Origin of the sequence: Pricia antarctica (genome assembly GCF_900101815.1) — a bacterium.
Taxonomy (GTDB): Bacteria; Bacteroidota; Bacteroidia; order Flavobacteriales; family Flavobacteriaceae; genus Pricia; species Pricia antarctica.
This window is the reverse complement of record NZ_FNAO01000003.1, coordinates 362,417-374,736: the sequence shown is the minus strand read 5'-3', so window position 1 is coordinate 374,736 and position 12,320 is coordinate 362,417. Positions and strand designations below refer to the sequence as shown.

9 protein-coding genes and 1 pseudogene are annotated in these 12,320 nt (G+C 45.3%); 7 read left to right on the top strand and 3 right to left on the bottom strand.

Annotated elements, in window-relative coordinates; all coding sequences use genetic code 11:
• Positions 1-9: 9 nt before the first annotated feature.
• Together BLT07_RS06945 and tsaB are read left to right on the top strand one after the other, a co-directional pair.
• The gene (locus tag BLT07_RS06945) at positions 10-1,359 is read left to right on the top strand and encodes a TolC family protein (RefSeq protein ID WP_091867116.1); all 1,350 of its coding nucleotides are present in this window, start codon (positions 10-12) and stop codon (positions 1,357-1,359) included.
• Positions 1,360-1,399: 40 nt separating this feature from the next.
• Positions 1,400-2,074: a tRNA (adenosine(37)-N6)-threonylcarbamoyltransferase complex dimerization subunit type 1 TsaB gene (gene tsaB, locus BLT07_RS06940; protein WP_091867114.1), complete on the top strand. Its 675-nt coding sequence runs from the start codon at positions 1,400-1,402 to the stop codon at positions 2,072-2,074.
• Positions 2,075-2,135: 61 nt separating this feature from the next.
• Here tsaB and BLT07_RS06935 read toward each other — a convergent pair whose 3' ends face one another.
• The 3 genes from BLT07_RS06935 to BLT07_RS06925 form a co-directional block, all read right to left on the bottom strand.
• Positions 2,136-2,984: a mechanosensitive ion channel family protein gene (locus tag BLT07_RS06935; RefSeq protein WP_091867112.1), complete on the bottom strand. Its 849-nt coding sequence runs from the start codon at positions 2,982-2,984 to the stop codon at positions 2,136-2,138.
• A gap of 301 nt (positions 2,985-3,285) precedes the next feature.
• Positions 3,286-3,486, bottom strand: coding sequence for a dodecin family protein (locus BLT07_RS06930; RefSeq protein WP_091867111.1), 201 nt, complete (start codon positions 3,484-3,486; stop codon positions 3,286-3,288).
• Positions 3,487-3,700: 214 nt separating this feature from the next.
• Complete coding sequence (locus tag BLT07_RS06925; protein WP_091867109.1) at positions 3,701-4,603, bottom strand: NifU family protein; 903 nt, start codon at positions 4,601-4,603, stop codon at positions 3,701-3,703.
• A 267-nt stretch (positions 4,604-4,870) separates the two neighbouring features.
• On the opposite strand from BLT07_RS06925, the gene BLT07_RS06920 reads away from it, so the two are divergent.
• From BLT07_RS06920 to BLT07_RS06900, 5 genes and pseudogenes are all read left to right on the top strand, one after another.
• Positions 4,871-5,884 (top strand): PorP/SprF family type IX secretion system membrane protein, encoded by a 1,014-nt coding sequence (locus BLT07_RS06920; RefSeq protein ID WP_091867107.1) that lies wholly within the window; start codon positions 4,871-4,873, stop codon positions 5,882-5,884.
• Positions 5,885-6,017: 133 nt separating this feature from the next.
• A pseudogene (locus tag BLT07_RS06915) lies at positions 6,018-6,182 on the top strand (LytTR family transcriptional regulator DNA-binding domain-containing protein); the annotation flags it as partial.
• A 222-nt stretch (positions 6,183-6,404) separates the two neighbouring features.
• Positions 6,405-6,920 carry a gamma carbonic anhydrase family protein gene (locus BLT07_RS06910; RefSeq protein ID WP_091867105.1) on the top strand — a complete coding sequence of 172 codons (516 nt, stop codon included), beginning with the start codon at positions 6,405-6,407 and terminating at the stop codon, positions 6,918-6,920.
• A 264-nt stretch (positions 6,921-7,184) separates the two neighbouring features.
• On the top strand, positions 7,185-8,072 hold the full coding sequence (gene fabD, locus BLT07_RS06905) for an ACP S-malonyltransferase (protein WP_091867103.1): 888 nt from the start codon (positions 7,185-7,187) through the stop codon (positions 8,070-8,072).
• Between the two features lie 157 nt (positions 8,073-8,229).
• Entirely contained in the window at positions 8,230-12,297 is a 4,068-nt protein-coding gene (locus BLT07_RS06900) for an Ig-like domain-containing protein (protein WP_091867100.1), read from the top strand.
• The last annotated feature ends 23 nt before the right edge of the window (positions 12,298-12,320 follow it).

Below are 12,320 nucleotides of genomic sequence, written 5' to 3'. Positions count from 1 at the left end.
AATCAAAAAATGAACTTTAAATTAACCGCTTTACTGCTGTTGTTCACGATAAGCACTATCACGGCACAGCAAAAAAAATGGACGTTGGAAGAATGCGTGGTCTATGCCGTTGAAAACAATCTGACCATTGAGCAATATGAATTGGATCTGCAAAATGCAATGATCGATAGGTCCGATGCCGTGGGCGCTTTTCTGCCGGATGCCAATGCCTCTTTGAGTGCTTCGGGGAATACCGGTCTCTCGTTCGACCCCATCACCAATCAACCGGTTACGACCACTATTTTTACCGCCAACGGGGGATTGCAATCTTCCGTTCTACTATTCGACGGACTTCGGAACATCCATAGGCTGAACCGGGCCAAATTGAATGCCCTCGCCAATCAATACAGATTGGATGATTTAAAGGACGATATCCGGCTTAGCGTGGCCAATGCCTATTTACAGATATTGTCCAATAAAGAAACCCTCATAGTGTTCCAGGCTCAGTACGCCATAACCGGTCAAGATCTGAAGCGTACCACGGAACTGGTCAATGCGGGCGTAGTGCCTAAGGGTGATTTGTTGGAAGTGGAGGCCACTGCCGCGAATTTGGAGCAGCAGATCGTAAATACCGAGAACCAAGTCTTGATATCACGAATCAACTTGGCTCAATTGTTACAGATAACCGATTATGAAAACTTCCACGTGGCAGAAGCGGATTATGAGGTGCCGCCATCTGATATTCTAAACAATTCCGCCAAGGAAATTTTTGCCAAGGCCTTGACCTTTCGGAACGATATTAAATTATCAAATTCCTATATCGATTTGGCAGTGAAAGACCTTGCCATAGCCAAAGGTGCAAAATACCCCACTTTAGGTGCATTTTTCAATTACAATACCCGCTATTCCGATCAAGAACGGTTTAACAATATTACAGGGATGTTGGAAGCCGAAAGTTTTGGCAATCAACTTTGGCTGAACGACGGAATCTCCTACGGCGCCCAATTGAACATTCCCATCTTCAACGGTTTCAGTGTAAGGAACAATGTGAAACGGGCACAAATCAACGTTCGAAAAGCGGAAGTCCAGCTGGAGCAGGACAAATTGGATCTGGAGACAAACATCAACCAAGCTTACGTCGATGTTAAAAGTTTTTCAAAAGCCTATTATGCCGCTCAAAAGACGGCCGATGCGAGACGCTTGGCCTATGACTATTCCAAAGAGCGTTACGATGTGGGTCTGATGAACGCTTTTGATTTCAGTCAGGCACAGTCCCGAGTAGAAGACGCCGAAGCCGAGGTCGTCCGTACCAAATACGACTATATTTTCAGGATCAAGGTGCTTGAATTCTATTTTGGCGTGCCGATCGATTTGAATTGATACGAAAAACCTTGCAGGTCATTGACCAATTCATTCAATTATGCCCACAATCATAAACCTAGAGACCGCCACCACAAACTGTTCGGTTAGTATAGCCAAAGATGGAAAACTCCTGGCCATCAAAGAGCATGATACGCCCAACTATTCCCATTCCGAACAATTGCATATTTTTATTCAGGCGGTTTTAAAGGAGGCCGAGCTTGAGCTTTCCGATGTCGATGCCATAGCGGTCAGTAAAGGCCCAGGATCTTATACAGGGCTACGTATAGGGGTGTCCGCAGCCAAAGGATTATGTTTTTCCTTGGAGGTGCCCTTGATTTCGATTCCTACTTTGGAAAGTATGGCCTATCAAGCGAAGGCATCGGCGGCCGATTATTTAATTCCCGTTTTAGACGCCCGACGAATGGAGGTCTATTCCGCCGTATTCGACCAAGACATAATCCAAATCAGGGAAACCAAGGCCGAAGTTATCGACGGAAATTCTTTTTTGGAGTTTGTTGAAAAAGGGAAGGTGACAATCCTTGGGAGCGGGGCCGAGAAATGCAAGGAACTTTTGCAGCATCCCCATTTTAGCTTCGATACCTCCGTCGTGCCCTCCGCAAGGGAAATGGCAACCTTATCCCATAAAAAATTCGAAACAGGCGAATTTGAAAATGTCGCCTACTTCGAACCCTATTATTTAAAGGATTTTATCCTTCAAAAGAAGAAAAAATAAGATATTCTACGGTTCACTCTTCCCTATTTTATTAAGTGAAAAGTTCAGTGAGTGAATTGTGCTAAGCCTTCAACTGCTGCCCCTTGACGTGTACATCGCGCTGTGGAAACGGAATCTCGATTCCAGCGGCATCAAAACGACTTTTAGTCTCCTCGATTACATAGAAGTGTGCTGGCCAGAATACACTGGTATCCGCCCAAAATCGCAACGTAAGGTTAACCGAACTATCTCCAAGTCCATCGACGTACACCTCTGGAATGGGTTCCTTGGAAATATTCTCGTTGTCCGCACAAATCTGCAATAGAATATTTTTAGCTTCCTTAATGTTGGAACCGTAACCGATACCGACCTTGACATTGTCCCGTCGTGCGGATAATGCGTTGTAATTGATGACATTGTCGTTGGACAATTTACCGTTAGGAATTATCGCTATTTGATTACCGAAGGTGGTCAATTTGGTGTAGAAAATCGTGATTTCTTTAACGGATCCATCAACCCCTTGCGCCGAAATAAAATCACCTACCTTAAATGGCTTGAAAAGCAGTATCAAAACTCCTCCCGCAAAATTGGATAGGGAACCTTGTAACGCCAAGCCGATGGCCAGACCCGCCGCACCAATAATCGCGATAAGTGAAGATGACTGCACGCCCAACTGTGTAATGACGAGTACAAATAGTAAAATCTTTAGAGCAATACTAATAAAGCTTTGCAAGAAGCTTTCCAAAGCAAGGTCATAATCCTTTCTCTCAAAAAATTTACGAATCATTTTATTGAGAAATCGGATAATATATAATCCGATAAATAAAATGAGTAGTGCTGTAATCAAGTTGATGGCAAGACCCGGTAAAGTAATCCAGGCCCAATCGATCGCCTTGTCAATGTGTTCTTGGTAATTTGATAATTCGTTCATGAAAACAGTTTATTTGTCATTTCCGGACTTCGATTATTTTTATATTGAGTACTTCGACTACGCTCAGCTTGAACTACAATCGAAATGTTCGGTAAAACCTTCGCCGAGAATATTTTGAAAGTGGTTGTTATGTATTAACTTTCTTTAATCAAAGCGCCCCAACGTAACGGGGGCAACTTAGTTAAAATCACCTTCGCAATCAAGAAAAGGTGATTAAACTATTGTTAACCTGGGATAGGCCATAAAAAAAGCATCCCTAAGAATAAGAATAGGATGCTTTTGAGTTTGGTGTAGGACACATTTAGTTCACTTCAAAAGTGATTTTTGCGTTCACCCTATAATTGTCCATTTTTCCATCGGTAACAGTAGCGCTTTGCTCGTTAATATAAACGGATTTAATGTTCTTTACCGATTTGGAGGCGTGGGCGACTGCATTCTTCGCGGCGTCTTCCCAACTCTTATCCGAATTTGCCAATACTTCTATAACTTTTAAAATTGCCATAATATAATTGTTTTTAGATTTAGTCCAATATAATAAATTAAATGGGGAAATGTGAATTGAAAAGCTGTTAAAATGGACTCATTTTGAGCCGAGAGTATTCCTGTCAAAAACAAAAACAGAGAAAATTTCAAAAACCGCAAATATTTTTCTCACAAACTGCAACCCCATATTGAACCTAAAATATTTACGAAATAGCGATTGAAAGTTGAATTCTTCAACCGTTAAGTGCAACTACCTCGTTCACCTTGTCGCCCATCATGTTCTTAAGCATGGTCTCGATACCATTTTTCAAGGTAAAAGTAGACGAGGGGCAACCGCTACAGGCCCCTTGTAGAATTACATTAACCGTTTTGCTTTCCGATTCATACGATTTAAAAAGAATATTACCGCCGTCACTGGCAACTGCAGGTTTGACGTATTCCTCCAATATGTTAACGATCTGTTGCGAAGTGTCATCGAGTTCGACCATTTCAGGTGCTGGACTATTCTTTACCTCCGAAGCCTGCGGAACGGCCTCTTCGGACACTACTTCTTTGCCGTCAGCCAAATAATTGCGGATAAATTCACGGAGTTCCGACGTTATATCCTCCCATTCCGCCATATCGTATTTGCTGATCGAAATATAGTTGAGATCGATAAAAATTTCCTTTACAAAAGGAAAATGAAAAAGTTGTTTTGCCAATCCGGATTTTTGGGCCTCGTCGATGTTCTTAAATTCGAATGCCGTGGGCACGATGGCCTTATTGGCGACAAATTTCATCACGGCCGGGTTGGGAGTAACCTCCGCATATACCGTTACCGCCACTTTTTGCTCGGCAGCCTCTTCAAGCACGACCGGTTCTCCCGAATTGAGATATTCGACCAATTGCTGGGCGACCTCGTCTTTAACATCGTCCCATTCGACAATATCGAAACGCTCCAAACCAATAAAATTGCCGGAGACGTATACCGTTTTGATAAAGGGAAGGTAGAACAACTGCTGCGCTAAAGGTGATTTTTTGGCGTCGTCAATATTCTTGAACTCATAATTTTTGCCTGTGGTCAAAAAATGGTTCGTCTCGAATTTTAATATGTTAGGATTGTTGGTCTTAACAACGGTGATATTATACTCTTTCATAGCTTGCTTTCGGTTTGCTGTAAAGGTACAAAGTAATTCAGAGACTGTTTAGCAACGGCTGCTTAAAACAATCGGAAAATCGACGGAAAATGTTTTGCAGGTATTGGTTTTTTACAGAATAACCTACCTAATTCCGAGTATTTTTAAATATACTATTGTTGTAGTTCCTTCGTTATACTTTATATTTAACCGATTCCAGGATCCAACCCTTGACGGCGTCATGGGTACAACATTATCGTGAGACACTTACATTTCGCCCACTTTTAGATGCAAAATCGATTTTTAATATTACTCGTTTTTCTGGCCTTTGGCGCCCGATCTCTGGCCCAAGAAGGTATTCCCGTTTATTTTGATTACCTGTCCGACAACTATTATCTGGTCTATCCGTCGATGGCGGGTATCGGTGAGGGTACTAAAATCAGGGCTACGGCGAGAATGCAGTGGTTCAGCGTCGAGGATGCCCCCAACCTACAGACCATAAACGTCAATTCGCGAATCGGGGAAAGCAACAGTGGGGTAGGGGCTATTTTTTTTAACGATGCCAACGGATATCACGCACAAACGGGACTCAAATTGACCTATGCCCATCACTTGAAATTGGGGGGCGATGCCCGTAATCTGAATCAACTTTCCTTTGGAATCAGTCCGACGTATCTTCAGAGTAGTCTTGATGAATCGGAGTTTCAATCCGCTTTCCCCGATGATGCCATTTCCGGAATTAAATTAAGCGAAAGCTACTTTAACACCGATATCGGGTTTTCGTATAATTTAAGGGAATTTTATGCCCATCTCGCGATTAACAATTTGTTGAGCAGCAAGCGCAACCTCTATCGTTACGGAAAGGCTAACGACAATATTCCGGTCATAGATAACCTTCGCCGGTATTTGGTTTCCGTCGGGTATATCTTCGGAAGGCAAGAGTGGCAACTAGAACCATCGGTCTTGTTCCAAATGACGGATTTTACCAAGGAAAAGACCATCGACCTCAACGCCAAGGTGTACAAGGATGTCGATTTCGGACGTATCTGGGGCGGACTCTCCTACCGCCGGAGTTTTGACGGCGCAGAGTTCACGAACGGCGATAGTTTCGGTAAGCAACGCTTGCAACTCATTACGCCCATCGTCGGCGCCAATATCGGAAATTTTATGGTTTCCTATAACTACTCGTACCAGACCGGTGATATCCGTTTTGACAGCGGTGGTTTTCACCAGATTACGCTGGGCTATGATTTCGGGCAGAGCGAGCGGCGTTATGACTGTTATTGTCCAGCGGCGCAGTAGGGCACTACGGCATCTTCCATCTCGTAGACACTCGCATCCCGAGTAGATTGTTGTTGTATTTTTTTGGCTTCCCCAAGCGCAGCTTACGAAATATAGGTCTCCCCGCTTTTGGTCCCAATGAAAATAGTTTTTGGCCCTGCCGGATTTTGCCTTTGCCCGTATCCACAAATCCTATCACGTAAACGTCAACGAGGTCGTCAAATATCGAAAGGGAAATGGCGGCAGCATTGTAGTCTCGAACGGCAAGGAATTACTGGTATCCGTTTCAAAGAAAAAAGAATTTTTGGCTTATTTTTAGCGGAAATTTAGCATCCAGTAGGTAAGGTCTAAAGTTTAATGGCTACTGCCTAACTGTACAAGTTTCAAGGTGAACAAAGTTCGGGAGTTTAGAAGGTTGGAAAATGAGTTTTGAACCTTGAAACTGCCACAAGGCAGTATTGAACCTTAAAATGAATTGGCGGACAGGATGAACCCTAGTTACGGACTCATCCGGAAGATGAATTTCTCAAATTTCACTAAAATGATCAAAACAGTTAACGGAAAATCCCCAAAAATTGGCAACGACTGCTTTATCGCCGAAAATGCGACCATCGTTGGCGAGGTACGTATGGGCGACCAATGCAGTATTTGGTTCAATGCGGTAATACGGGGCGATGTCCACTTTATAAAAATGGGCGATAAGGTCAATGTACAAGATGGCGCAGTCATCCATTGCACCTATCAAAAATCTCCGACAACCATTGGAAACAATGTTTCCATCGGCCATAACGCCATCGTTCACGGCTGTACGATACAAGATAACGTGCTGATTGGCATGGGTAGTATCGTGATGGACGATTGTGTAATCGAAAGCAACAGTATCATTGCGGCCGGGGCGGTCGTCACCAAAGGTACGCGAGTACCCTCAGGAAGTATCTTCGCTGGCATGCCCGCCAAAAAAATAAAGGATATCAGTACCGAACTCAGTTCCGGCGAAATTGATCGTATCGCAAACAACTATGTCATGTATTCGGGCTGGTTCAAGGATGGGAAATAACGATATCACGAAGCGGTAGGCAACGAAAGTTCAAGGTTCAATACCTACTTCATAGCTTTTCGGGCACGTCTGCCGTCTAGGCAAACTTCAAGATAAAACTACTTTCAACCTTCAACCTTCAAACTGCACCAGACTTTGTAGAACCGTAATTTTTGTAACGGGCCGCCAGAATGTTCAAGCAAGAAACTATCGCTTGAACTTGACCCCTGAACTTGCGCTTGAACTTTATTTCCCTAAATTTGAAAACTTCTAAAAACACACCACATGAAAGCATATATTTTCCCTGGACAAGGCGCCCAATTCGTCGGTATGGGACTAGATCTCTACGAAAAATATCCTTTGGCAAAGGAACTTTTTGAGAACGCGAACGAAATTTTAGGCTTTCCGATTACCGATATAATGTTCGAAGGAACGGGCGAAGATTTGAAACAGACCAAAGTAACCCAGCCCGCTATCTTTTTGCACTCCGTAATTTTGGGTAAGATTTTGGGCGATGGGTTTCGGCCCGATTGTGTTGCGGGACATTCGTTGGGTGAATTTTCAGCCCTTGTCGCCAATGGCACGATGAATTTTGAGGATGGTCTTAAACTCGTTTCGCAGCGGGCGATGGCCATGCAGAAAGCCTGCGAATTGCAGCCCAGCACCATGGCGGCCGTCTTGGGACTGAAAGATGATGTTGTGGAAAGAATCTGCGAAGAAACCTCCGGAATCGTTGTGGCGGCCAATTATAACTGTCCCGGTCAATTAGTGATTTCCGGTGAGGTGGAAGCCGTTACAATGGCTTGTGAAAAAATGAAGGAAGCGGGGGCACGCAGGGCCCTTGTTTTACCGGTAGGGGGCGCCTTTCATTCCCCTTTGATGGAACCGGCGCGCGAAGAACTTGCATCGGCCATAGAAAACACGGTTTTTAAGAAGGGTGCATGTCCCATTTATCAGAATGTTACTACCCTTGCGGTAAGCGATTCCAACGAAATCAAGAAAAACCTGATTTCACAACTTACGGCACCTGTAAAATGGACCCAAAGTGTGCGGAACATGGTAAACGATGGGGCCAATATTTTCATAGAGGTCGGGCCTGGTAAGGTTTTACAGGGCTTGGTGAAGAAAATAGCCTCGGATGTAGAAGTTCGATCAGCTGAAATCCCTGCATGACCTTTCTGCGTATATAAGGGTAGTTCATCCATAAAACCCCAGTTTAAGCCTAGATGTGCGGTTTTTGGATGAATTTTTAGTAATATTGACTCCCATTTCCGCTTGACCGCACTTGCTTAGCTGTGTCTTGAATTGATATGGATTCATCGGACAGTTTATGAAATTGAAAAGAGAATATTATACACTTTTTGGGAATGCCGCACTCGGTTTAAAATGGGGGGTGTTTTTCCTTTTGTTGTTTGCAGGTTTTTGTGCAAACGCCCAGATAATTTCGATTACTTCCGCGGATTCAGAAGCTGGCGAAGGTCCAGGTAATCCGGCAAGTTTTACAATAACACGTACACCACCAAACAACGTTTTCAATTCGACGGTTGTATACTCGATTGCCGGTACGGCCGAATCGGGTCTTGATTATACCGCTCCTGTCCCAGTAAATAACACTGTTACACTGTCTTCAACGCAACCTTCAGTTACTATACCGCTTAATGGTATAATCGATGACAATCTTGTTGAAGGGTTCGAAACCATTGTTGTTACTTTGGAAACTGTCAATTTTGGTTTTATTATTCCGTCCCAAAATACGGTGACGCTAAACCTAACCGATAATGATGGGATTTTTACGGTATCGACGGTCGCCGCGGCGGCAGAGCAGGGATCTGCCGCAGGCAGTTTTACGGTAAGTTTGGATAAAGCCGTTGCGCCAGGGGTTACACTATCATTGCCTTACGAGCTGACTGGCAGTACGGCGGTCCTTGGCACCGATTATACGATTGACGGGCTCTCAACACCCCTTACTTTTCAAGAGGGTACCCAATCGAGGGTGTTAAATATAATTCCGGTAGATGATGAGGTTGTCGAAAACGATGAAACCGTATTATTGACCTTGGGCGCCCCAATCGCTTCAGGGGGTCGTGGTGGTGGATTCGTTGTAAATCAACTCGGAACCGACAATCGAACGATTACCATTACGGATAACGATATCGGTACATTTACCGTGCAGACCACGGATGCCGATGCGGCCGAAGAAGGCTCGGACCAAGGTGGATTTCTGATTACCCTTGATAAAGAGAACGGCACGGGAACACCTGTCACCGTTCCCTATACCTTGGGCGGAACGGCCATTGCAAGTGACTATACTGCGAATGGTCCAGCTACTCCCTTCACATTTCCAGCAGGCCAGTTAACTAATGAGCTTCTCATACTTCCTGTGGATGATACGGAAGTAGAAGGGGCCGAAACGGTCATCTTAAACTTGGGTGCTCCCAATAATACTACAAAATTCACCTACGTCCCAGAACTCCCCGCACAGCGAACGGTCACTATTGCAGATAACGACTGTGCGGCGGGTACAGCCGCGCCTTTATTGAACGCTACTACTAGCGTTTTTTGTGATGCGGTTTCGGTGAATTTGGATGATTATGTGGACGCTGCCCCACCTGCTAATATCGATTTGGTATGGAGTCCGAATCCGGATCCATCCACAGTTACAGAATGGCTGCCCAATGGAGGAGCTATCAATGCGGCGGGCACCTACTATGGCTTTTTTGCCGATACTGCCAACAACTGTTATAGTCCGACCGTCGAAATAGTAATTACCCAAAATACGTCACCATCGGCCGGAACTCCTGTCGCAGGTCAACCTACGGCAGTCTGCAGCAACCAAACTACTGAATTCGGCCCGAACCAGATTGATTTGGCGAATTATATAACCGGTCAAGCTGCCGGTGCTTGGACCCAAAGCAGTGGCCCTAATTTGGGAGCCAACATTAACGGTAGTGCCGTAGACTTCCGGGGTCAGGAAGCCGGCACTTACGAATTCACCTATACGACCAACACAGCCGTGGCTCCGTGTACCAATGCTACTTCCGTGGTGACCCTAACCGTCAGCGACTGCGATCCCTGTGTAGCCGGAGGTATCGCCCCAATTTTGACCCCGGGACAGACCGATACGTTTTGCGGCCCTATTCCCGAGGCGGCAAGTCTAAATGATTTTACCTCTAGCGCGGCCGCCCCGCCTGGAACTACCTTGGTATGGACCACCAATGGAGAAGATTTGACCGATACAAGTGCACATTTGAGCCCTGCAGCCATAGATACATTTTTGGCGGGAGACTATTATGCGGTTTTTTATGATGCTGTCAACAACTGTGCGAGTCCACCGTTGACCATAAGTATTAAACAGAACGATATTCCAGAAATTTCGGCACCCACCGGAAGTTCACGCTGCGGTCCGGGTACCTTGCAGTTGAGTGCGACGGGAAGTCTTGACGCCACACTTAGGTGGTACACTAGTGCAACGGGCGGAGCGCCTATCCGTAATGGTGCAAATTTTACCACGCCCAATATCTCACAGACCACTTCTTATTTTGTGGAAGCGGTTGCCAACGGTTGTGTGTCTCCCCGAACCGAGGTTGTGGCCACCGTTATTCCGCAACCCTCGGCAGGTGTTCCTAGAAATACATCTTCCTGTAACGCGGCCGAATTCGGGACTACCGTACTGGATCTCGATACCACATTAATTGGAACACCCAGTGAAGGCGTCTGGTCATTGACCGAGGGTCCATCCGCAGTAAGTCTGAATGCAGAAAATATAGTAGATTTTCAGGGTAGTGCGGGCGGTTCATACGTTTTCACCTTTACCACTACCGGTGCCGAAGCACCATGCGAGAACACTTCGGCCGAAGTGACCGTTTCTGTAAGTAGCTGCGATACCGACGATGATGGCGACGGACTTCTAGGAGGTCTGGAGGCTATGTTGGGTACCGATCCCAACAACCCCGATACCGACGGAGACGGTATAAATGACGATATTGAGGTGGGGGACGATATCGAAAATCCGCTTGATGAAGACGAAGACGGTATTATCGACGCGCTCGATTCCAATACTGTGGATACCGACTTGGACGGCATAAACGACCAACAGGATCCTGCCAACGAAAACGCCTGTGTTCCGAACAGGTTTAATGGCCAATGTGACACCGATGGCGACGGTATCTCGGATCTTGAGGAAGATACCAACGGTTCCGATCCCGATGATCCCTGTAGTCCCAATGAAACACCCACCTGTGCCGATCCCATCGATCTTCAGGTGGTTAAGGAAGTCGATAAAGAAGATGCCATCGTCAATGACGATGTGGTGTTTACAGTTACGGTGAACAACCTTTCCGACAGAAAGGCCATCAACGTAACGATTGGCGATCTATTGGAAACTGGCTTTGAAACCAATGCCGATAGTATGCCCGTTGCATCGGTAGGTGCATACGATACCGAGACCGGTATGTGGACCATCCCCGAAATAGCGGCGACGGATTCGGCAACCTTGACCGTGCCTGTAAAAGTTTTGGAAGGCGGCCCCTACGTGAATACGGCAGAACTCTTATCTTCTATTCCTGTGGATGGTAATCCCGATAATAATGTTTCAACGGTTACCCTGAATATCGATTTACCCGAAGGCATCGACCTTATTCTCGAAAAGAGTGCGGCCATAGTAAATCAAAATGATTCCCTCAAAATAGCGGATTTTCAAACAGGGCAAGTTAATCCGTTGACCGGCCAAGAAATAATTTTTAAGCTTAAAGTCACCAATGATTCGAACGAGGAGACCGTGTCCCGAATTGAGGTTTTAGATTCCATATCCCCAGTTTTCGTCAATCCTAGATTTACTCCAGAATTGGGTGAGGGGTCAGGATATGACGCTGTTACGGGCCGACTGACATGGTTTATACCGGACCTTATGAGAAATGGCGTAGCGGAGTTGGAAATACGGGTTTCCGTAGATAGTGTCGGCACTTTCCAAAATACCGCTGACATCGATAAATCATCCCCAGTCGATAGTGAGGGCAAGTACGATAACAATACATCCACCGTTACCGTAAACGTTTCCAAACGTACCGAAGCTGAATTCGGTATCATTTTCAATCAATTTTCCCCGAATAATGATGGGGTAAATGATGACCTGAAAATAAACAAAAGACGGACCAACGATGATGGTTCCCTCGGCGATGAGGTCGATATACAATACGGCATTAAAATTTTCAATAGATACGGTAGTCTCGTTTTCGAGGGCGAACAGCTAACCGATGAGGTCATTTGGGACGGTACACGTAAAGGGAAAGACGTACCTGACGGCACCTATTTCTATGTATTGGATTTGACAGTAAATGAAGAAATAGAGGGTATCGATACAAACTCGATCAAAAAAGGCTGGATTCAGCTTATACGATAATCTGAACCCAGTTATAAGATACT